Below are 18,984 nucleotides of genomic sequence, written 5' to 3' on the forward strand. Positions count from 1 at the left end.
TCAGCCCTCGGCTTCGTCCTCGTCATCGCTTTCGCTGCCGCCCACCGGGGGCGGGCCGGGGCGCGGGCCGACGCCGGGATCCCAGTCGAAGGGCCGCGCGAAGCGGCTGCGATCGTCGTTCTCGGCGGTGACGGGCTCTTCCTCGCCCGCGGCAATGCGGGCCTGCTGCGCGCGGCTGGCGCTGATGTAGTCGCGCGGCATGTAGTTGCCTTCATGACAGGCGTATTCGAAGAACTGGTAGTCCTCGTCCCGGCTCCAGGCGATGCGCGTGGTCCACGGCTCTTCGTAAACCTGCGGGTCGGAATAGGTGAGTTCGTGGATGATGGTGTCCGGCCCGGTCATGGTCAGGCGTTCCACCGTCATCGCCTCGGTACTCATGGGCACGGTGTTGAAGGCGGGCACCTCCAGCGTGCCAGTGAACTGGGTGGCCATGTTGAGCGGCGCGGCGGAGCGTTCGTAGACGTTCTCGGTGGCGCTGTCGCCGCTGACGATGTTGGTCGTCTCGATCACCAGCGTCTTGCCTTCCCACCAGCCGCGTGAGTTGCCCATCCAGGCTTCCACCGGCTCCGCCCACTTGGCGGCGCGCGCGTCCTCTTCGCTGTCGTAGAGCTTCACCACGCGGGTGCCGAGCATCTCCAGCATGATGGTGATCTGACCGGGCGACTGGAACACGCGGATGCCGTTGTTGTAGCGGAAGGGGTACATCGAGGCGGGGAAGCCGCGGCTGACGCAGCGATCCCAGCTGTCGAAATCGTCCACCCAGTCGTAACCCTGTCCCGGCACCCAGCCGCTACGGCCCTGCCGGAACAGCTCCATCGCCTGCGGGGTGAGGTCGGGCAGTTGTCCGTCGGCGGGGGAGACCAGCATGGAAGTGGACTTTGCCCAGTCCGTGTCGAGGAACCACTGCTCCAGCCCGGTGGTGCCGCTGGCGCCGATGCCGCTCTCGTTCGCCTGCGTGAAGCTGGCATCGTCCCCGCGCGCGGAGGCGAGGCGGCGCTCGAACTCCTCGTCGTTCACCCAGAAGCGGTTCCCGTACTGCTCGGGCCGCTGGAACAGGATGTGCCCCTGGTTGACGTTCTCGATCGGCCAGGTGCCGGTGAAATCGTAGTCGCCCCAGGGCAGGCGCTCGGGCGTGTAGTCGGTGGGGACGGGCGGCAGCTCGGTGAGGTCCGCCGGGCGTTCCTGCGACACGGCAGGCGCGGCGGCGAGCGCGAGGGTAGAGGCGGCAAAAGCAAGGGTAATGCGGCGGATCATGCAAGGTTCTCCCGGTAAGGCTCTTCGGCCAAATTGATTTTGTCCGGGTTGTAGGAGAGAAACGCCCAGCCTTCAATCCTCCTTATCCCCCGCAAACAGCGCCTCTGCCGCCGCGCGGCGTTCGCGCATCTTGTCGAGCTTGGCGTTGAGGCGGGCGAGCGTCTCTTCCTTGCTGGGGCGACTGGCGTGGTATTCGGCCAGCACCTGCGCCTTGATCGTCTCGTAGAGCGGGCTGCCGGGCAGCACCTGCCTGCCATAACGGTCCGCCCGGCGGCTGCGCAGGAAGAACATCACCAGCGCCTCGTTATGCCGCCGCTCGGTGCCCAGCACCTTGCCGGAGGAGACGACCATGCGCTCCTCCCCCTCTATCGCGCGGGCTAGCGCGCAGTCCTCCAGCCGGGAGACGCCGCGATCCACCGCCATGTCCCACGCAAGCCGGAACTCCTCCGCGCCGGGCCGCTGGCGAAGCTTGTAAAGCGCCTCCAGGCTGGCCCCGATGTGGAGCGCGGCCTGCTTGACGATGCCGGTGGCGGCAAGATGGGCGATGAAGCGGCGCTGGCGATCGGGCGTGATGGAATTCCTGCGCGGAGCCGTGTGCGGCACCGGCGCGAAATCGAGCAGCGGATCACACGGCTCGACCGGCGAGGGCGGGGCGGTGACGTAGGATGTGGCTTGCGAGGGGGTGGCGCGAGGACGCCGTGGGAGATTCTTCGTCATGCTCGGCGGTGGAGCAACTTACCCGCAGCGTAGGAAAGGGTTTTCTGGCTGGCGATGCTCGGCGCGCGTCAGCGCGCCGCAAGCGCGGAATCGGAGCCGAAGGCGGAGATGGCCAAAGGCCAACTGCCCGCGCGCCCGGAGCGAAGCGGAGGAAAGCCAAGTGAGCGGACGCGAACGCCGGCGCTTGAGACTAGACAAATTGATGGGTTCTTGGTCATGCGCCGGTGTGGAGCATGGACGCTAAGTTGTAGGGAAGGGCAAAGTGATCACGCCGTATGCTTGCGCTACTTGCAATCTCGAAAGCGGCCGATGATTATGGCGACGACAGCGACGCAGATCTGGCTAGCGCACGCACTAGTTTATCACAGGAAATTATATGCAAATTAAGGAACTCCCACTCGACGATTTGCTTTTGGATCCGAATAACTATCGGTTACAAGATACTGGCGGTTTCTATACAATTCCCATTGAAAAATATGCTCTTGAGCAAATTCAAAAAAACACCCGGCAAAAGCTGAAGGATGAAGGTCTTGATTCATTAACCGACTCGATTCGTTCGAATGGCTTCCTGCCGATCGAAAGAATTGTGGTCACGCCTTACGACTATGATGACGGAAAGTATTTGGTTGTTGAGGGAAATCGTCGCGTTGCGGCTCTTATGGGATTGAGAGAGCAAGCGCGTGTCGGTGTGGACATGCATGAAGGGTTGAGCCGCGTATTCGGAGCCGTACCTTGTGTCGTATTCGAGGAAGGAGAGTATCCGCACTTCCGAGAAACTCTCATGGGAGTCCGCCACGTTGGTGGCATTAGAGAATGGGGTGGATACCAAAGGGCCAAACTGATCGCTGACCTGATTGATAAGCATGGCGTCGAGACTAATGAAGTGTCATCCCAGCTTGGTCTTCGATTGAGTGAAGTAAATCGTCGTTACAGAGCTTTCAAAGCTCTTGAACAGATGGAGGAAAGTGAGGAGTTCGGAGAGTTCGCTGATCCTTCTCAGTATCCATTATTCCACGAATTAATGTCGTCACCGATTACGAGGAATTGGGTTGGTTGGAACGATCAAACCCTTTCATTTGACAAGTCGGAACAAGCCGAACAGTTCTTTATGCTCATTTCTCCGAGAGAGATTGAAGGGCAAAAGGCGAAAAAACCTAAGGTTCGCACCTATGGCGACGTTCGAGAGATGAAAAAGATCATTCCGAACAGCAGCGCGCTCACCATGTTGCTGGATGAAAGTCGTACGTTCTTGGACGCTCTCACCGTTGCCCGCAAAGACGAGCTTTCAAGCAAGTGGAGAAGCGAAATTGCTGAAGCCGCGACTGCACTCGAAAAGATTGGAGCGCTCGAAGTGAAGTCATTCAAAGATGAAGACGTCGAAGCACTCGAAAACATTCGCGATATGGCCGAACAGGTACTGAATATTTATAATACGGTAACCGCCGCCGATGGTTGACAATTTTGGCCGGTTGGCGGCCGAAAAGTTGGATCAATATATTGACCCTTTAGACGCTCCCCAACGTACGATTAAACTTCTTGAACGCGTCATCGTGGGCGAGGGGTGGGCCCAAGGGGTGAATGCCAAAACATTGGCTGCAGAAAGTCACTCCACCTTCGAGCGTTTCCTTCTAAAGCGGATCAGTGCGGCTGCCGAGAGCCGCAGATTATTGTCCTTCGAATTTAGCTCTGAGACCACTACAGTAGTCCAAGGCTCTTGCTTCATTTTCGAAAGCGATGGCCAAGAAATCGCGGAATATAAGAGGCAGCGTTCAAACGCGTTGCCAATGCTTCAGACGGTTCAAGACTTATCGCCAAGAGAATTCGAGTTTTTATGCGGAGTAATTCTCGCCAAACTGGGAGTAGAAGAACCCTTCATAAGTCCGAGTAGTAATGACCAAGGAGTTGATTTTTTCGGCAAAGCGGCGTTCGGGGACTTGGTAAAGAAGACCGTTTTGCCTGATGCCGTCGAAGAAAATTTGAAAATTTGGATTGTCGGGCAAGCAAAGAGAAAAAATGATACGAAGGTAGGAACTTCTGATTTGCGAGAGTTGGTGGGCTCCGTTGAACTTGCCAGAAGTAAAATATACTCAAGTGATAGTGAGGTGTTAGAAGGGCTTTCGCTAAGGTTATGCGATCCGGTTTTTAGTATAATCGTCTGTTCAGGGCGTTTTACCAAGGGTAGCGAGACTCTTCTTGGTAAGGCCGGGATTATCGGTCTCGATGGAATCCAACTCTGTCAGTTTCTGTCAGATCATGGAGTTGGGAATGGAGATGATGGGTTTGAGCGCGAACTTTTGCTGTCTGAAATCAGAAGTATGGAGCAACGCGTGCAATTCATAAAGTCTGAGTAGGCGTTCGAGATATTGCCACCCTTGACCCCCCGCCCAAATCCAACTATCTGCGCGCCCATCCGAGGCCGCTCTCGTAGCGAGTCCCCGGCCAGATAGAGCTGAACATTGCCGGTCATGTCCCGGGGCTCCCCGACAGGTGGAGCCTTTTTCTATTGGAGCGGAAACGCTCGGGGCAGCCGTCAAAGTAACCCGGTGCTTGCAGCGTCCGGGTGGAGCGTTTCAGGCTCGCGCGATGCTTCGACGCAGCTCAGGATGAGCGGTCGTATGGCGTCGCACGAACCCGATACATTCCATCCGGTCTGCCGATGGTGCCATCCACGGGTGAAGGGTTTCTCCCTTTTTCCCGATTGTGCTGAGCTTGTCGAAGCACTGCCTTTTCTTCCTGGCTTGCGCGGGAAAGGGAAGGGCAGCCCTTCGACAAGCTCAGGGCACTCGGAAAACGGGAAGCGAAACCTCAACCCACAAAACGGTGAAGAGATTTTATGCCGACTATTAACCAGCTGGTCCGCAAGCCGCGCCAGCCCATCGTCAAGAAGAGCAAGTCTGCGGCGATGGAATCCAGCCCGCAGAAGCGCGGGGTTTGCACCCGCGTCTACACGACGACCCCGAAGAAGCCGAACTCGGCGCTGCGCAAGGTTGCCAAGATCCGTCTGACCAACCAGCGCGAGATCATCGCCTACATTCCCGGCGAAGGTCACAACCTGCAGGAACACTCCGTGGTGCTGATCCGCGGCGGCCGTGTGCGCGACCTTCCCGGCGTGCGTTACCACGTGCTGCGCGGCGTGCTCGACACGCAGGGCGTGAAGGATCGCAAGCAGTCCCGTTCGAAGTACGGCGCCAAGCGTCCGAAGTAATCGGGTATGCGGTCGCGGCCTGCGTCCGTCATCCCAGCGCAAGCTGGGATCCGGTGCATCCCGCTCCACCGCCCGAAGACAAGTCTAATAGGCCGAGTGCCAGTGGCTAAAGATCCCAGCTTTCGCTGGGATGACGTTTGAAGAGTTCGCTGCGCTCACGAGTCTGGAGTAACTGAAATGAGTCGTCGTCGTCGTCCCGAGAAGCGGGAAATCCTGCCCGATCCCAAGTTTGGTGATCAGGTGCTGTCGAAGTTCATGAACAACCTCATGCTGGACGGCAAGAAGGCCGTGGCCGAAGGTATCGTCTACACCGCGCTCGACACTGTCGAGAGCCGTGCCAAGAGCGATCCCGTCGCGCTGTTCCATGAAGCGCTGAACAATGTGAAGCCGCAGGTCGAAGTGCGCAGCCGCCGTGTCGGTGGTGCCACCTACCAGGTGCCGGTCGAGGTGCGCCCCGAGCGTGCCCAGGCGCTGGCCATCCGCTGGCTGATCAACGCGGCGCGCGGCCGTGCCGAAACCACCATGAGCGCACGCCTCTCGGCAGAGCTGATGGATGCCGCCAACAACCGCGGCAATGCCGTGAAGAAGCGCGAGGACACGCACCGCATGGCGGACGCGAACCGCGCCTTCTCGCACTACCGCTGGTAAAGTGTGCTGCTTGTGAGACCGGGGCTGCGGCCTCGGTCTTCAAGCGGTCACATTCGAGACTATATGGGGCGCGATCCTTTTCCGCCCCGAACCTTTTGAGGAATTCAACATGGCCCGCGACTATCCGCTGGAGCGTTATCGCAACATCGGCATCATGGCTCACATCGATGCCGGCAAGACCACTACGACAGAGCGTATTCTCTACTACACCGGCAAGTCCTACAAGATCGGCGAAGTGCACGATGGTGCCGCGACGATGGACTGGATGGAGCAGGAGCAGGAACGCGGGATCACCATCACGTCTGCCGCGACGACCACCTTCTGGTCCGCCGAAGACGGCCAGGGCCCCAAGCACCGCATCAACATCATCGACACCCCCGGACACGTGGACTTCACCATTGAAGTCGAGCGTAGCCTGCGCGTGCTCGACGGCGCGGTCGCCGTGTTCGACGGCGTGGCCGGCGTGGAGCCGCAGTCCGAAACCGTGTGGCGCCAGGCGGACAAGTACAAGGTCCCGCGGATGTGCTTCATCAACAAGCTCGACCGCACCGGTGCCGATTTCTACTACTGCGTGCAGTCGATCGTAGACCGCCTCGGCGCAAACCCGCTGGTGCTTTACCTGCCGATCGGTGCGGAAAGCGACCTCCAGGGCGTCGTCGACCTCGTCAACATGCGCGGCATCGTGTGGGAAAACGACGGCTTGGGCGCCGAGTTCAACTACGTCGACATCCCCGCCGACCTCGCTGACAAGGCTGCCGAATATCGCGAGAAGCTGGTCGAGACTGCTGTCGAGCAGGACGACGACGCGATGGAAGCCTACCTCGAGAACGGTGAAGAACCCGATGCGGCCACGCTGAAGAAGCTGATCCGCAAGGGCACCATGGCGCAGGCTTTCGTCCCCGTGCTGTGCGGCTCGGCGTTCAAGAACAAGGGCGTCCAGCCCCTGCTCGACGCCGTGGTCGACTACATGCCGTCGCCCGTCGACGTGCCGCCGATCAAGGGCGTGCTGCCCGACAGCGACAAGGAAGAAACGCGTCCGTCTTCGGATGACGAGCCTTTCGCAGCTCTCGCCTTCAAGATCATGAACGACCCGTTCGTCGGCTCGCTCACCTTCACCCGCATCTACTCGGGCAAGCTCTCCAAGGGCACCGTGCTGAACTCGGTGAAGGACAAGCGCGAGAAAATCGGCCGCATGCTGCTCATGCACTCCAACAACCGTGAGGACATCGAAGAAGCATTCGCCGGTGACATCGTCGCTATCGCGGGTCTGAAGGAAACCACCACGGGTGACACCCTGTGCGCCCCGCAGCACCCGATCATTCTCGAGCGAATGGAATTCCCCGAGCCCGTGATCGAGTTGTCGGTGGAACCGAAGACCAAGGCCGACCAGGAAAAGATGGGCGTTGCCCTCAACCGCCTGGCTGCCGAGGATCCCAGCTTCCGCGTGTCGACCGACCACGAATCTGGCCAGACGATCATCAAGGGCATGGGCGAGCTTCACCTCGACATCCTCGTCGATCGCATGAAGCGCGAGTTCAAGGTGGAAGCCAACGTTGGTGCGCCGCAGGTGGCCTACCGCGAGTCCATCCGCAAGCCGGTCGAAGTGACCTACACCCACAAGAAGCAGTCGGGTGGTTCGGGCCAGTTCGGTGAAGCCAAGGTGCGCGTCGTCCCCGGCGAACGCGGCCAGGGCATCATCTTCGACGACCAGATCAAGGGCGGTAACATTCCCCGCGAATACATCCCGTCGGTCGAGAAGGGCATGCGCGAGCAGGCCGAGAGCGGCTACCTGGTCGGCTTCCCGATCATCGACTTCACCATCGAGCTGATCGACGGCAAGTACCACGACGTCGACTCGAGCACGGTCGCTTTTGAAATCACCGGTCGCGGCGCAATGCGCGAAGCGGCTGAACGTGCAGGCATCAACCTGCTCGAGCCGGTGATGAAGGTGGAAGTCGTGACTCCGGAAGAGTTCATGGGCGACGTGATCGGCGACCTGAACTCCCGTCGTGGCCAGATCCAGGGCACCGACAGCCGCGGCAATGCCCAGGTTGTCGAGGCTCACGTGCCGCTGGCGAACATGTTCGGTTACGTGAACGAGCTGCGTTCGTTCACCCAAGGCCGTGCCCAGTACACGATGCAGTTCAGCCACTATGACGAAGTTCCGTCAAATGTGGCGCAGGAGATCAAGGAGAAGCTTGCCTAAGCATGGGCAAGCGTCTAGGGGCGGCGCCTTATTCAACGGGTGCCGCTTCCTCTCCCGGTGAAATTCAACTTTTGACTAACAGAGGTTATTAGAAAAATGGCGAAGGAAAAATTCGAGCGGAACAAGCCGCACTGCAACATCGGCACCATCGGTCACGTTGACCACGGCAAGACCACGCTGACGGCTGCTATCACCAAGGTGATGGCTGAAACCTACGGCGGTGCTGCTGTCGATTTCGCAAACATCGACAAGGCTCCGGAAGAGCGCGAGCGCGGCATCACCATCTCGACCGCACACGTCGAGTACGAAACCGAAGCTCGTCACTATGCTCACGTCGACTGCCCGGGTCACGCTGACTACGTGAAGAACATGATTACCGGTGCGGCCCAGATGGACGGCGCTATCCTGGTTGTGAACGCTGCTGACGGCCCCATGCCGCAGACCCGCGAGCACATCCTGCTGTCGCGTCAGGTCGGCGTGCCGGCTCTGGTCGTGTACCTGAACAAGGTCGACCAGGTTGACGACGAAGAACTGCTCGAGCTGGTCGAACTGGAAGTTCGCGAACTGCTGAGCGACTACGACTTCGACGGCGACAACATTCCGATCGTCAAGGGTTCGGCTCTGGCCGCTCTTGAAGGTCGTGACGACGAAATCGGCAAGAACTCCATCATCGAACTGATGAAGGCTGTCGACGAGCACATCCCGCAGCCCGACCGTCCGGTCGACCAGGCCTTCCTGATGCCGATCGAAGACGTGTTCTCGATCTCGGGTCGTGGTACGGTTGTCACCGGCCGTGTCGAAACCGGCGTTGTGAACGTTGGCGACGAAGTCGAAATCGTCGGCATCAAGGACACCGCCAAGACGACCGTGACCGGCGTCGAAATGTTCCGCAAGCTGCTCGATCGCGGCGAAGCCGGCGACAACATCGGTGCCCTGATCCGCGGCGTTGGCCGTGACGAAGTGGAGCGTGGCCAGGTTCTCGCGAAGCCGGGTTCCGTGACCCCGCACACCGAGTTCTCGGCTGAAGTCTACGTCCTGTCGAAGGACGAAGGCGGTCGTCACACTCCGTTCTTCGCCAACTACCGTCCGCAGTTCTACTTCCGCACGACCGACGTGACGGGCGAAGTGATCCTGCCGGAAGGCACCGAAATGGTGATGCCGGGCGACAACGTGACGATCAGCGTCAAGTTGATCGCTCCGATCGCCATGGACGAAGGCCTGCGCTTCGCTATCCGCGAAGGCGGCCGCACGGTTGGCTCGGGCGTCGTCTCGAAGATCACCAAGTAATCCGGCCCGCGCTTCCAGGCGCGACGGAATGAAGGGGCCCGGCACTCACATCGAGTGCCGGGCCCTTTTTATGTAGGCGCCCTCCTGTTTGCTCGCTCTTTTGGCAGGGGAGGGGAGGTGTCCGAAAAATGACGCATTTCGGGGGTTGTCAGTTCACCCTCTCCCCCGTATATGCGCGCCAACAGAAAGAGATTCGTCTCTTTCAAAACGAATTTACGGGAAGGCCGCCCGTTCCGGGAAACCGGGTCAGAGCGGGGCGGGCCTTTTTATTTTTGGCGGGCCGGAGACGGCAACTGTTGATGGCTCGCTTGGCTCTTTCGCATCGGTAGACGGAATTATGGACGCACAGAATATTCGTATTCGCCTCAAGGCTTTCGATCACCGCGTGCTCGACCAGGCAACTGGCGAAATCGCGGATACGGCACGTCGCACTGGCGCGCTTATTCGTGGTCCGATTCCGATGCCGACGCGTATCGAGAAGTTCACCGTGAACCGCGGCCCGCACATCGACAAGAAGTCGCGCGAGCAGTTCGAGGTGCGCACGTACAAGCGGCTGCTCGACATCGTGCAACCCAACGCCCAGACGGTCGACGCGCTGATGAAGCTGGACCTCGCCGCGGGTGTGAACGTGGAAATCAAGCTGGCCTGAGCCAGCAACCGCTTCGGTCCCGCCGGAGCCTACCGATCTCCGCACAAGGGGGATCGCGAAGACAGCGCCCGGTGACACATCATCGGGACACAAGGAATACCGCCGGACCTTCCCTCGGGAAAATCATGGTCCGGGCTGCGTTCCCCGTCTCGCCCGATCGGCCAAGGCCGTGAAAGCAGTTCAGCCCGGACGGGGCTCGCAGCATAAAAATCGATGGGTTGGGCACGCACCTGGGGATGGTCCCCTTGTGCCTCTGTTTAAGGAGTTTAGATCATGCGCACTGGCGTGATCGCGAAGAAAGTCGGGATGACCCGCCTGTTCCAGGAGGACGGACGTCACGTACCCGTGACTGTTCTGTCGCTGGAAGGGTGCCAGGTCACCGGGCAGCGTACGGCCGACCGCGACGGCTATTTCTCGGTGCAGCTCGGCGCCGGCGATGCGAAGCAGAAGAACGTCAACAAGCCGCAGCGTGAGGCCTTTGCGAAGGCTAACGTCGGCCTGAAGATGAAGGTTGCCGAGTTCCGTGTGGAAAACGAGGAAGGTCTCCTTCCCGTTGGTGCCACCATCACCGCTGACCACTTCGTCGCTGGACAGAAGGTCGACATCACGGGTCACACCGTGGGTAAGGGCTTTGCCGGCGCCATGAAGCGTTGGGGTTTCGGCGGTCTTCGTGCAACGCACGGCGTCTCGATCTCCCACCGTTCGCACGGTTCGACGGGTAACCGCCAGGATCCGGGCAAGGTCTTCAAGAACAAGAAGATGGCCGGTCACATGGGCGACCGTCAGCGCACCCAACAGAACCTGGAAGTCGTGCGCACCGATGCAGAGCGCGGCCTGATCTTCGTGCGCGGCTCCGTGCCGGGCGCCAAGAATGGCTGGCTGCTGGTTCGCGACGCCGTGAAGCTGCCGCTTCCCGAAGGTCTGCCGTTCCCCGGCGCCATGCGTCGCAACGCCGATGAATTCTCTTCCGAAGAGGCTGATGCCGGCCTGGTCGAGAGCGCGGCAGAACACGCTGTGAACCCCGAAGTCACGCCCGAGCAGCAGGAGAAGCTGGCTCAGCAGCAGGACGCGGGTGTCGGCACCGAGAGCGGAACGCCCGAGGCCGAACCTAACGACAAGAAGGAGTCCTGATCGTGAAGGTCAAGGTCCAGAAAATTGACGGCAAGGCCGCCGGCGACGTCGAATTGAACGACGCTGTCTTCGGTGTCGAGCCGCGTGCCGATATCCTGCACCGCGTGGTTACCTGGCAGCTGGAAAACCGCCGCGCCACGGCTCGCCCGACGCGTGAGCGTTCGGACGTTGCCCGCACCGGCAAGAAGTGGGGTCGCCAGAAGGGTTCCGGCGGCGCTCGTCACGGTGACCGCGGTGCCCCGATCTTCATCGGCGGCGGCAAGGCTCACGGTGCCCGCAAGCGTGACTTCGAGCAGCAGCTCAACAAGAAAGTGCGCGCGCTCGGCCTGAAAATGGCTCTGTCCAGCAAGGCCCAGGATGCTTCGGGGAATGGTCTCATCATCCTCGACAGCCTGGAACTGAAGGATGCCAAGACGAAGGCCCTGAAGGGTCACTTCGACAAGAATGGCTGGAACGGCAAGGTGCTGGTGATCGGCGGCGAAAGCGTCGACGATGGCTTCGCCAAGGCTGCCCGCAACCTGCCGGGTGTGGATGTTCTGCCGGCTGTCGGCGCGAACGTCTACGACATCCTCAACCACGACACGCTGGTCCTCACCAAGGATGCGGTCGAGAAGCTGGAGGCGCGTTTCAATGGCTAAGAAAGATGCAATCGACGCGCGTCACTACGACGTGATTCTTGCTCCGCACATCACGGAGAAGGCAACGCTCCTGTCGGAAGACAATGCAGTTGTGTTCAAGGTGGCGAACGATGCGACGAAGCCGCAGATCAAGGAAGCCATCGAGGCTCTCTTCGATCGCAAGGTGAAGAGCGTGAACACGATCGTTTCCAAGGGCAAGAGCAAGCGCTGGAAGGGCAAGCCCTACAAGCGCACCGACGAAAAGAAGGCGATCGTGACTCTCGCAGAGGGTCAGGATCCGATCGACATCACGGAAGGCGTGGGCTGATCCGATGGCACTGAAAACATACAATCCGACAAGCCCGGCGCGCCGCGGCCTCGTCCTGGTCGACAAGACCGGCCTCCACCGCGGTGGTCCGGTTAAGTCGCTCACCGAGGGCAAGCGCAAGACCGGTGGCCGCAACAACAAGGGCCATGTTACCTCGCGCGGCAAGGGCGGCGGTAACAAGCAGAAGTACCGCTTCATCGACTTTAAGCGTCGCAAGTGGGACATGGAAGCGACCGTGGAGCGGATCGAATACGATCCCAACCGCACCGCATTCATCGCGCTGGTGAAATACGAGGACGGCGAGCTGTCCTACATCATCGCGCCCAACCGTCTCGCGCCGGGTGACAAGATCATCGCCGGCGAGAAGGTCGACACGAAGCCGGGCAACGCAATGCTGCTGGGCCAGATGCCGGTCGGCACTATCATCCACAACGTGGAGATGAAGCCGGGCAAGGGCGGGCAGATCGCCCGTTCGGCAGGCACCTATGTTCAGCTGGTCGGTCGTGACCGCGGCATGGTTATCGTGCGCCTGAACAGCGGCGAGCAGCGTTACCTGCGCGCCGATTGCATGGGCACCGTGGGTTCGGTCTCGAACCCCGACAACCAGAACCAGAACCTGGGCAAGGCCGGTCGTCGCCGTCACATGGGTGTGAAGCCCCTGACGCGCGGTGTCGCCAAGAACCCGGTCGACCACCCGCACGGTGGTGGTGAAGGCCGCACCAGCGGTGGCCGTCATCCGGTTACTCCGTGGGGCAAGCCGACCAAGGGCGCCCGTACCCGCAAGAACAAGCAGACGGACAAGATGATTATCCGTTCGCGTCACGCGAAGAAGAAGAGGTAAGCACCAATGGCACGTTCCGTCTGGAAAGGTCCGTTTGTCGAGCTGAGCCTTCTGAAGAAGGCGCAGGAAGCGCAGGAAGCGAACAACACCAAGCCGATCAAGACCTGGTCGCGCCGTTCGACGATCCTGCCCGATTTTGTCGGCCTGACGTTCAACGTCTACAATGGGCACAAGTTCGTGCCCGTCTCGGTCAACGAGGAAATGGTCGGTCACAAGCTTGGCGAGTTCGCGCCCACGCGCAGCTTCCCCGGCCACGCTGCCGACAAGAAGGGTAAGCGCTAATGGCAAAGGCTAAGTCTCCCCGCCGCGTGGCGGACAACGAGGCGCTGGCTGTCGGCACCACCATCCGTGGTTCCGCGCAGAAGCTGAACCTCGTGGCCGCCCTCATCCGTGGCAAGAAGGCCGAGGAAGCGATGAACATCCTCTCCTTCTCCAAGCGCGCGATGGCCCGCGATGCACAGAAGGTGCTCGCATCGGCAATCGCCAACGCCGAGAACAACCACGATCTCGACGTCGACTCCCTGGTCGTCGCCGAGGCGTCGGTCGGCAAGTCGATCACCATGAAGCGGTTCGCAACGCGCGGCCGTGGCAAGTCCACGCGGATCCTGAAGCCGTTCAGCCGGCTGCGGATCGTCGTACGCGAAGCAGAAGAGGCGTAAGATGGGTCACAAGAGCAATCCGATCGGTCTGCGCCTGCAGATCAACCGCACCTGGGACAGCCGCTGGTACGCCGAAGGTGGCGACTATGCCAAGCTGCTCAAGGAAGACATCGAGATCCGCAAGTACATCATCGATACCCTGCCGCAGGCAGCGATTTCGAAGGTGGTGATCGAGCGTCCGGCCAAGCTGTGCCGCATCTCTATCTATGCTGCGCGTCCCGGCGTCATCATCGGCAAGAAGGGCGCCGACATCGAGAAGCTGCGCGCCAAGCTGTCGACCATGACCGAAAGCGAAGTGAAGCTGAACATCGTCGAGATCCGCAAGCCGGAAATCGACGCCAAGCTCGTCGCCCAGGGCATTGCCGACCAGCTGGTTCGCCGTGTCGCCTTCCGTCGTGCCATGAAGCGCGCGATGCAGTCGGCCATGCGTCTTGGTGCCGAAGGCATCAAGATCATGTGCGGCGGCCGTCTGGGTGGTGCCGAAATCGCCCGCGTCGAACAGTACCGCGAAGGCCGCGTGCCGCTGCACACGCTGCGCGCCAACATCGACTATGCCGAAGCCGAGGCGCTGACCGCCTATGGCATCATCGGCATCAAGGTGTGGGTCTTCAAGGGCGAGATCCTGGGTCACGATCCGACCTCGCAGGACCGCCTGATGATGGAATCGCAGACGTCCGGCGTCCGCCCGGCTCGTTGAGGTAAAGAACCATGCTGCAACCGAAAAAGACCAAGTATCGCAAGGCCTTCAAGGGCAAGATCCATGGCACCGCCAAGGGTGGCACCACCCTCAACTTCGGCGCCTATGGTCTCAAGGCTCTCGAGCCCGAGCGTCTGACCGCTCGCCAGATCGAGGCTGCCCGTCGTGCCATTACCCGTGCGATGAAGCGCCAGGGTCGCCTGTGGATCCGCGTGTTCCCCGACGTTCCCGTTTCGAAGAAGCCTGCCGAAGTCCGTCAGGGTAAGGGCAAAGGTTCCGTCGAATACTGGGCCGCTCGCGTGAAGCCGGGCCGCGTCCTGTTCGAACTCGACGGCGTTCCCGGCCCCGTGGCCGCGCTCGCTTTCGAACGCGCTGCCATGAAGCTGCCCATCAAGACCAAGGTCATCGCCCGCTTCGGCGACACCTCGCACCTGGGAGGCGAATAATGGCTGACAAGAGCAACACCGAAGACCTGCGCACGAAGACCGACGACCAACTGAACGAAGCGCTGACCATGCTCAAGAAAGAGCAGTTCAACCTGCGTTTCCAGGCTGCGACCAACCAGCTGGAAGGTCCGGCCCGCGTCAAGGAAGTCCGTCGCCAGATCGCGCGCATCAAGACGCTTCAGGGCGAACGCGCCCGCGAAGCAGCGAAAGCGTAAGGAGTAGACAATGCCCAAGCGTATCCTGACCGGGACTGTCACCTCCGACAAGACCGACAAGACCGTGACCGTGCTCGTCGAACGCCGCGTGAAGCACCCGCTTTACGGCAAGATCATCAAGCGTTCGAAGAAGTATCACGCTCACGACGAGAAGAACGAATATGTCGTAGGCGACAAGGTTCGTATCGAGGAGACCAGACCGATCTCCAAGACCAAGACCTGGGCGGTGAAGGATCGCCTGGTCGCGAGCCGAGGCCAGGCCGTGGAAGCGGATCTGGAAGTCGCCGAAGCCACCCCCGGTGGCGCTGAGTAATTAGACGTAGGAACTGCCGGGCACCGAATGATCGGACCGTCCCGGCAAGCCAAGAGAAGGAACCGGATCGATGATCCAGATGCAATCCAATCTCGACGTCGCGGACAACAGCGGCGCAAAGCGCGTCCAGTGCATCAAGGTGCTGGGCGGGTCTAAGCGTCGTACCGCGTCTGTCGGCGATGTGATCGTGGTTTCCGTGAAGGAAGCCCAGCCGCGCGCCCGCGTTAAGAAGGGCGACGTGCACCGTGCGGTTATCGTGCGTACCAAGAAGGACGTTCGTCGTCCCGATGGCACCGTGATCCGCTTCGACAGCAACGCCGCGGTGCTCGTGAACAAGAACGAGGAGCCGCTCGGCACCCGTATCTTCGGCCCCGTCGTGCGCGAACTTCGCGGCAAGGGCTTCATGAAGATCATCTCGCTCGCTCCGGAGGTGCTCTGATGGCATCCGCTAAGATCAAGAAGGGCGACACGGTCGTCGTGCTCTCGGGCAAGGACAAGGGCCAGACCGGCACCGTCCAGAAGGTCATGCCGAAGGAAGGCAAGATCCTCGTCGAGGGCGTCAACGTGATGACCCGTCACCGCAAGCCTTCGCAGGCTAATCCGCAGGGCGGCATCGACCGTGTGCCCGCCCCGATGGCAATCGCCAAGGTTGCCGTTGCAGATCCCAAGGATGGCAAGCCCACCCGCGTCCGTTTCGAAGAAAAGGACGGCAAGAAGGTGCGCGTCGCCGTCAAGTCCGGGGAGACCATCGATGGCTGATTACACACCCCGCCTGAAGAAGAAGTACCAGGACGAGATCGCGAAAGCGATGACCGAGAAGTTCGGTTACAAGAACCACATGGAGGTTCCTCGTCTGGAAAAGATCACGCTCAACATGGGCGTGGGCGAAGCGAGCCAGGACAAGAAGAAGGTCCAGACCGCTGCCGAGGAAATGGAACGTATCGCTGGCCAGAAGCCGGTGATCACCAAGGCCAAGAAGTCGATCGCACAGTTCAAGCTGCGCGACGGCATGCCCATCGGCTGCAAGGTGAACCTGCGTCGCGATCGCATGTACGAATTCCTCGACCGCCTGGTGACGATCGCAATGCCCCGCATCCGCGACTTCCGTGGCCTGAATCCGAAGAGCTTCGATGGCAATGGCAACTACGCCATGGGCATCAAGGAGCAGATCATCTTCCCGGAGATCAGCTACGACAAGATCGAAAAGGTGCGCGGCATGGACATCATCGTCACCACCTCCGCCAAGACCGACGAAGAAGCGCGCGAACTGCTGCGCCTGTTCGGTTTCCCGTTCCCGGCCGAAAGCGCCGAAGAGAAGGAAGCGGCGTGAGCCGTTTCCTTGAACTGAAGAAGCAAGAGAGAGCTTAAGTCCAATGGCGAAACTGAGTTCCATCAACAAGAACGAGAAGCGCAAAGCACTCGTCAAGAAGTACGCGGAAAAGTACGCGAAGCTGAAGGCAATTGCCGACGATGAGTCGCTCGACGATACCGAGCGCCTCATGGCCCGCCTGAAGATGGCTGAGCTGCCGCGTAATGCGAACCCCACTCGTGTGCGCAACCGCTGCACCACCACCGGCCGCCCGCGTGGCTACTACCGCAAGTTCGGGCTTAACCGCATCGAACTCCGGAACCTGGCCAACAAGGGCCTGATTCCGGGCGTGACCAAGTCGAGCTGGTGAGGAAACGATAGATGGCTATGACCGATCCCCTGGGTGATATGCTCACCCGTATCCGCAACGGCCAGCAGGCGAAGAAGGACTCCGTCCTGTCTCCCGCTTCCAAGCTGCGTGCGAACGTGCTCGAAGTGCTTCAGCGCGAAGGCTACATCCGTGGCTACAGCGAAGACAGCAGCGGCAAGCACCCCGCACTGCGGATCGAACTGAAGTATTTCGAGGGCGAACCTGCGATCAAGCACGTTGCCCGTGTCTCCAAGCCGGGCCGCCGCATCTACTCGGGTAGCAAAGAGCTGCCGGCAGTGCGTAACGGCCTCGGCATCACCATCGTCTCGACGCCCAAGGGCGTGCTTTCGGACAACGAAGCGCGCATCGAGAACGTCGGCGGCGAAGTGCTGGCGGAGGTGTTCTGATGAGCCGCATTGGCAAACGTCCGGTAGCGCTCCCCAGCGGGGTGACTGCCAAGATCGAGAACGGCACGTTGACCGTGAAGGGCCCCAAGGGAGAGCTCTCCATGTCCACGATCGATCTGATCGATTACAAGATCGAGAATGAGGAAATTTCGGTGCAGCCCGCGAACAAGACGCAGAAGGCGCGTCAGTTCTGGGGCATGCAGCGCACCCTCGTTCAGAACCTGGTCGACGGTGTCACCGAAGGTTTCACAAAGGTGCTGGAAATCACCGGCGTCGGCTATCGTGCATCGGCGCAGGGCAAGAAGCTCAAGCTGCAGCTTGGTTTCAGCCACGACGTCGACCTGGATGTTCCGGAAGGTGTCGAAGTGAAGACGCCCGACCAGACCACGGTCGAGATTTCGGGCATCGACAAGCAGAAGGTCGGTCAGTTCGCTGCCGAGATCCGCGAATGGCGCAAGCCGGAGCCCTACAAGGGCAAGGGCGTGAAGTATCGCGGTGAGTATATCTTCCGCAAGGAAGGGAAGAAGAAGTAAGATGGCAAAGCTTTCTCTCTTTGAACGTCGCCGCCGCCGCGTGCGCACCGCGCTTCGCAAGCGCTCGGGCGACAAGCCGCGCCTGTCCGTGCACCGCACCGGCCAGCACATCTACGCGCAGATCATCGACGACAAGGACGGCCGTACCGTCGCCGCCGCCAGCACGCTGGGTGGCAAGGGCTCGGGCGCCAATGTCGATGCTGCCAAGAAGGTCGGCAGCGATATCGCCGCCGCCGCAAAGAAGGCTGGCGTGACGACTGTCGTGTTCGATCGCGGCGGGTTCCTGTTCCATGGCCGCGTCAAGGCGCTGGCTGATGCCGCTCGTGAAGGCGGGCTGGAGTTCTGATGATGGCTGACGAAAACAAGAACGAAGAAACCGGCGCCGAGGCGCAGGTCGAGCAGAACATCGAAGGTTCGACTCCGACCCCGACGCTGGAAACCACCGAAGCGGCTGAGAACCAGTCGCCCGCGCAGGCCGACGAAGGCCGCCCGCGTCAGCGTGGTGGCCGGGGCGGCAACCGTGATGACAATCGTGGCGGTGGCGGTGGCCGTGGCCGTGGTCGCGGTGGCCGTGACGATCGCCGTGGCAACCGTGGCGACGATGATGGCGAGGAGCTGATTGAAAAGCTCGTCCACATCAACCGCGTCGCCAAGGTGGTGAAGGGCGGTAAGCGCTTCGGTTTCGCCGCGCTCGTCGTGGTGGGTGACGGCAAGGGCCGCGTTGGCTTCGGCCACGGCAAGGCCCGCGAAGTGCCGGAAGCCATCAACAAGGCGACCGCCGCTGCCAAGAAGAAGATGATCCGTGTTCCGCTGAAGGAAGGTCGCACCCTCCATCACGACGGCAAGGGTCACTTCGGCGCAGGCAAGGTGAACGTGCGTTCGGCTCCGGCCGGTACGGGTATCATCGCCGGTGGCCCGATGCGTGCCGTGTTCGAAAGCCTTGGCGTTGCCGACGTGGTGACCAAGTCGATCGGCACGTCCAACCCCTACAACATGATCCGCGCCACCTTCGACGCGCTGGTGAACCAGTCTTCGCCGAAGTCGGTTGCCCAGCGTCGTGGCAAGAAGGTTGCCGACCTGCTGGGTCGCGGTGGCCAGGTGAGCGAAGCCGAGGCCCAGGCCGAAGCTGAAGCGATCACGGAGTAATTCAAG

The 18,984-nt window shown here is 60.8% G+C and carries 27 protein-coding genes; 25 read left to right on the forward strand and 2 right to left on the reverse strand.

Features of this window, described 5'->3' with window-relative positions:
• Both D4Q51_RS12615 and D4Q51_RS12620 read right to left on the reverse strand, forming a co-directional pair.
• Positions 1 to 1,254: a hypothetical protein gene (locus D4Q51_RS12615; protein WP_120078123.1), complete on the reverse strand. Its 1,254-nt coding sequence runs from the start codon at positions 1,252 to 1,254 to the stop codon at positions 1 to 3.
• Between the two features lie 72 nt (positions 1,255 to 1,326).
• Positions 1,327 to 1,971 carry a hypothetical protein gene (locus D4Q51_RS12620; RefSeq protein ID WP_205689496.1) on the reverse strand — a complete coding sequence of 215 codons (645 nt, stop codon included), beginning with the start codon at positions 1,969 to 1,971 and terminating at the stop codon, positions 1,327 to 1,329.
• A 376-nt stretch (positions 1,972 to 2,347) separates the two neighbouring features.
• Between D4Q51_RS12620 and D4Q51_RS12625 the strand changes: the two genes are divergently transcribed.
• From D4Q51_RS12625 to rpsE, 25 genes are all read left to right on the forward strand, one after another.
• Positions 2,348 to 3,427 (forward strand): ParB N-terminal domain-containing protein, encoded by a 1,080-nt coding sequence (locus D4Q51_RS12625; RefSeq protein WP_120078124.1) that lies wholly within the window; start codon positions 2,348 to 2,350, stop codon positions 3,425 to 3,427.
• Positions 3,420 to 4,322 carry a restriction endonuclease gene (locus D4Q51_RS12630; RefSeq protein ID WP_120078125.1) on the forward strand — a complete coding sequence of 301 codons (903 nt, stop codon included), beginning with the start codon at positions 3,420 to 3,422 and terminating at the stop codon, positions 4,320 to 4,322. Before D4Q51_RS12625 ends, D4Q51_RS12630 begins: the two co-directional genes overlap by 8 nt.
• A gap of 482 nt (positions 4,323 to 4,804) precedes the next feature.
• Positions 4,805 to 5,176 (forward strand): 30S ribosomal protein S12, encoded by a 372-nt coding sequence (gene rpsL, locus D4Q51_RS12635; protein WP_120078126.1) that lies wholly within the window; start codon positions 4,805 to 4,807, stop codon positions 5,174 to 5,176.
• Between the two features lie 177 nt (positions 5,177 to 5,353).
• Positions 5,354 to 5,824, forward strand: coding sequence for a 30S ribosomal protein S7 (gene rpsG, locus D4Q51_RS12640; RefSeq protein WP_120078127.1), 471 nt, complete (start codon positions 5,354 to 5,356; stop codon positions 5,822 to 5,824).
• Positions 5,825 to 5,933: 109 nt separating this feature from the next.
• Complete coding sequence (gene fusA / locus D4Q51_RS12645; protein WP_120078128.1) at positions 5,934 to 8,030, forward strand: elongation factor G; 2,097 nt, start codon at positions 5,934 to 5,936, stop codon at positions 8,028 to 8,030.
• A gap of 96 nt (positions 8,031 to 8,126) precedes the next feature.
• Entirely contained in the window at positions 8,127 to 9,317 is a 1,191-nt protein-coding gene (gene tuf / locus D4Q51_RS12650) for an elongation factor Tu (RefSeq protein WP_120078129.1), read from the forward strand.
• Between the two features lie 337 nt (positions 9,318 to 9,654).
• Complete coding sequence (gene rpsJ / locus D4Q51_RS12655) at positions 9,655 to 9,966, forward strand: 30S ribosomal protein S10 (protein WP_120078130.1); 312 nt, start codon at positions 9,655 to 9,657, stop codon at positions 9,964 to 9,966.
• 273 nt (positions 9,967 to 10,239) lie between these two features.
• Positions 10,240 to 11,097, forward strand: a complete 858-nt coding sequence (gene rplC, locus D4Q51_RS12660; protein WP_120078131.1) for a 50S ribosomal protein L3 — start codon at positions 10,240 to 10,242, stop codon at positions 11,095 to 11,097.
• A gap of 2 nt (positions 11,098 to 11,099) precedes the next feature.
• Complete coding sequence (gene rplD, locus D4Q51_RS12665) at positions 11,100 to 11,735, forward strand: 50S ribosomal protein L4 (protein WP_120078132.1); 636 nt, start codon at positions 11,100 to 11,102, stop codon at positions 11,733 to 11,735.
• On the forward strand, positions 11,728 to 12,042 hold the full coding sequence (locus D4Q51_RS12670) for a 50S ribosomal protein L23 (RefSeq protein WP_120078133.1): 315 nt from the start codon (positions 11,728 to 11,730) through the stop codon (positions 12,040 to 12,042). Before rplD ends, D4Q51_RS12670 begins: the two co-directional genes overlap by 8 nt.
• Positions 12,043 to 12,046: 4 nt before the next feature.
• Entirely contained in the window at positions 12,047 to 12,883 is an 837-nt protein-coding gene (rplB, locus tag D4Q51_RS12675) for a 50S ribosomal protein L2 (RefSeq protein ID WP_120078134.1), read from the forward strand.
• A 6-nt stretch (positions 12,884 to 12,889) separates the two neighbouring features.
• Positions 12,890 to 13,165: a 30S ribosomal protein S19 gene (rpsS, locus tag D4Q51_RS12680; protein ID WP_120078135.1), complete on the forward strand. Its 276-nt coding sequence runs from the start codon at positions 12,890 to 12,892 to the stop codon at positions 13,163 to 13,165.
• Positions 13,165 to 13,542: a 50S ribosomal protein L22 gene (gene rplV, locus D4Q51_RS12685; RefSeq protein WP_120078136.1), complete on the forward strand. Its 378-nt coding sequence runs from the start codon at positions 13,165 to 13,167 to the stop codon at positions 13,540 to 13,542. The genes rpsS and rplV overlap by 1 nt, the downstream gene beginning before the upstream one ends.
• A 1-nt stretch (position 13,543) precedes the next feature.
• Positions 13,544 to 14,239 (forward strand): 30S ribosomal protein S3, encoded by a 696-nt coding sequence (gene rpsC / locus D4Q51_RS12690; protein WP_120078137.1) that lies wholly within the window; start codon positions 13,544 to 13,546, stop codon positions 14,237 to 14,239.
• 11 nt (positions 14,240 to 14,250) lie between these two features.
• On the forward strand, positions 14,251 to 14,685 hold the full coding sequence (gene rplP / locus D4Q51_RS12695) for a 50S ribosomal protein L16 (RefSeq protein WP_120078138.1): 435 nt from the start codon (positions 14,251 to 14,253) through the stop codon (positions 14,683 to 14,685).
• Positions 14,685 to 14,900: a 50S ribosomal protein L29 gene (gene rpmC / locus D4Q51_RS12700; RefSeq protein ID WP_120078139.1), complete on the forward strand. Its 216-nt coding sequence runs from the start codon at positions 14,685 to 14,687 to the stop codon at positions 14,898 to 14,900. Before rplP ends, rpmC begins: the two co-directional genes overlap by 1 nt.
• A gap of 10 nt (positions 14,901 to 14,910) precedes the next feature.
• On the forward strand, positions 14,911 to 15,213 hold the full coding sequence (rpsQ, locus tag D4Q51_RS12705; protein ID WP_120078140.1) for a 30S ribosomal protein S17: 303 nt from the start codon (positions 14,911 to 14,913) through the stop codon (positions 15,211 to 15,213).
• 70 nt (positions 15,214 to 15,283) lie between these two features.
• Entirely contained in the window at positions 15,284 to 15,652 is a 369-nt protein-coding gene (gene rplN, locus D4Q51_RS12710) for a 50S ribosomal protein L14 (RefSeq protein ID WP_120078141.1), read from the forward strand.
• Positions 15,652 to 15,972 (forward strand): 50S ribosomal protein L24, encoded by a 321-nt coding sequence (gene rplX / locus D4Q51_RS12715; RefSeq protein WP_120078142.1) that lies wholly within the window; start codon positions 15,652 to 15,654, stop codon positions 15,970 to 15,972. The genes rplN and rplX overlap by 1 nt, the downstream gene beginning before the upstream one ends.
• Entirely contained in the window at positions 15,965 to 16,543 is a 579-nt protein-coding gene (gene rplE, locus D4Q51_RS12720; protein ID WP_120078143.1) for a 50S ribosomal protein L5, read from the forward strand. Before rplX ends, rplE begins: the two co-directional genes overlap by 8 nt.
• A gap of 43 nt (positions 16,544 to 16,586) precedes the next feature.
• Positions 16,587 to 16,892 (forward strand): 30S ribosomal protein S14, encoded by a 306-nt coding sequence (gene rpsN, locus D4Q51_RS12725; protein WP_120078144.1) that lies wholly within the window; start codon positions 16,587 to 16,589, stop codon positions 16,890 to 16,892.
• A gap of 11 nt (positions 16,893 to 16,903) precedes the next feature.
• Positions 16,904 to 17,299 (forward strand): 30S ribosomal protein S8, encoded by a 396-nt coding sequence (gene rpsH / locus D4Q51_RS12730; RefSeq protein WP_120078145.1) that lies wholly within the window; start codon positions 16,904 to 16,906, stop codon positions 17,297 to 17,299.
• Positions 17,299 to 17,832 carry a 50S ribosomal protein L6 gene (rplF, locus tag D4Q51_RS12735; protein WP_120078146.1) on the forward strand — a complete coding sequence of 178 codons (534 nt, stop codon included), beginning with the start codon at positions 17,299 to 17,301 and terminating at the stop codon, positions 17,830 to 17,832. The genes rpsH and rplF overlap by 1 nt, the downstream gene beginning before the upstream one ends.
• A gap of 1 nt (position 17,833) precedes the next feature.
• Positions 17,834 to 18,178 (forward strand): 50S ribosomal protein L18, encoded by a 345-nt coding sequence (gene rplR, locus D4Q51_RS12740; RefSeq protein WP_120078147.1) that lies wholly within the window; start codon positions 17,834 to 17,836, stop codon positions 18,176 to 18,178.
• Between the two features lie 2 nt (positions 18,179 to 18,180).
• The gene (rpsE, locus tag D4Q51_RS12745) at positions 18,181 to 18,978 is read left to right on the forward strand and encodes a 30S ribosomal protein S5 (protein ID WP_420807543.1); all 798 of its coding nucleotides are present in this window, start codon (positions 18,181 to 18,183) and stop codon (positions 18,976 to 18,978) included.
• Positions 18,979 to 18,984: the final 6 nt, after the last annotated feature.

It is taken from the genome of Aurantiacibacter odishensis (assembly GCF_003605195.1).
GTDB classification, from domain to species: Bacteria; Pseudomonadota; Alphaproteobacteria; order Sphingomonadales; family Sphingomonadaceae; genus Alteraurantiacibacter; species Alteraurantiacibacter odishensis.

Bases quoted from the DNA above. Each gene is read 5' to 3' on its own strand.
- D4Q51_RS12630 (WP_120078125.1), top strand. From the start codon at position 3,420: ATGGTTGACAATTTTGGCCGGTTGGCGGCCGAAAAGTTGGATCAATAT.
- rplV (WP_120078136.1), top strand. From the start codon at position 13,165: ATGGCAAAGGCTAAGTCTCCCCGCCGCGTGGCGGACAACGAGGCGCTG.
- rpsS (WP_120078135.1), top strand. From the start codon at position 12,890: ATGGCACGTTCCGTCTGGAAAGGTCCGTTTGTCGAGCTGAGCCTTCTG.
- rpsE (WP_420807543.1), top strand. From the start codon at position 18,181: ATGGCTGACGAAAACAAGAACGAAGAAACCGGCGCCGAGGCGCAGGTC.
- D4Q51_RS12620 (WP_205689496.1), bottom strand. From the start codon at position 1,971: ATGACGAAGAATCTCCCACGGCGTCCTCGCGCCACCCCCTCGCAAGCC.
- rpsH (WP_120078145.1), top strand. From the start codon at position 16,904: ATGGCTATGACCGATCCCCTGGGTGATATGCTCACCCGTATCCGCAAC.
- rplN (WP_120078141.1), top strand. From the start codon at position 15,284: ATGATCCAGATGCAATCCAATCTCGACGTCGCGGACAACAGCGGCGCA.
- rpsC (WP_120078137.1), top strand. From the start codon at position 13,544: ATGGGTCACAAGAGCAATCCGATCGGTCTGCGCCTGCAGATCAACCGC.
- rpsL (WP_120078126.1), top strand. From the start codon at position 4,805: ATGCCGACTATTAACCAGCTGGTCCGCAAGCCGCGCCAGCCCATCGTC.
- tuf (WP_120078129.1), top strand. From the start codon at position 8,127: ATGGCGAAGGAAAAATTCGAGCGGAACAAGCCGCACTGCAACATCGGC.
- D4Q51_RS12615 (WP_120078123.1), bottom strand. From the start codon at position 1,254: ATGATCCGCCGCATTACCCTTGCTTTTGCCGCCTCTACCCTCGCGCTC.
- fusA (WP_120078128.1), top strand. From the start codon at position 5,934: ATGGCCCGCGACTATCCGCTGGAGCGTTATCGCAACATCGGCATCATG.
- D4Q51_RS12670 (WP_120078133.1), top strand. From the start codon at position 11,728: ATGGCTAAGAAAGATGCAATCGACGCGCGTCACTACGACGTGATTCTT.
- rpsJ (WP_120078130.1), top strand. From the start codon at position 9,655: ATGGACGCACAGAATATTCGTATTCGCCTCAAGGCTTTCGATCACCGC.
- rplX (WP_120078142.1), top strand. From the start codon at position 15,652: ATGGCATCCGCTAAGATCAAGAAGGGCGACACGGTCGTCGTGCTCTCG.
- rplF (WP_120078146.1), top strand. From the start codon at position 17,299: ATGAGCCGCATTGGCAAACGTCCGGTAGCGCTCCCCAGCGGGGTGACT.
- rplP (WP_120078138.1), top strand. From the start codon at position 14,251: ATGCTGCAACCGAAAAAGACCAAGTATCGCAAGGCCTTCAAGGGCAAG.
- rplR (WP_120078147.1), top strand. From the start codon at position 17,834: ATGGCAAAGCTTTCTCTCTTTGAACGTCGCCGCCGCCGCGTGCGCACC.
- rpmC (WP_120078139.1), top strand. From the start codon at position 14,685: ATGGCTGACAAGAGCAACACCGAAGACCTGCGCACGAAGACCGACGAC.
- rplB (WP_120078134.1), top strand. From the start codon at position 12,047: ATGGCACTGAAAACATACAATCCGACAAGCCCGGCGCGCCGCGGCCTC.
- D4Q51_RS12625 (WP_120078124.1), top strand. From the start codon at position 2,348: ATGCAAATTAAGGAACTCCCACTCGACGATTTGCTTTTGGATCCGAAT.
- rpsG (WP_120078127.1), top strand. From the start codon at position 5,354: ATGAGTCGTCGTCGTCGTCCCGAGAAGCGGGAAATCCTGCCCGATCCC.
- rplE (WP_120078143.1), top strand. From the start codon at position 15,965: ATGGCTGATTACACACCCCGCCTGAAGAAGAAGTACCAGGACGAGATC.
- rplC (WP_120078131.1), top strand. From the start codon at position 10,240: ATGCGCACTGGCGTGATCGCGAAGAAAGTCGGGATGACCCGCCTGTTC.
- rpsN (WP_120078144.1), top strand. From the start codon at position 16,587: ATGGCGAAACTGAGTTCCATCAACAAGAACGAGAAGCGCAAAGCACTC.
- rpsQ (WP_120078140.1), top strand. From the start codon at position 14,911: ATGCCCAAGCGTATCCTGACCGGGACTGTCACCTCCGACAAGACCGAC.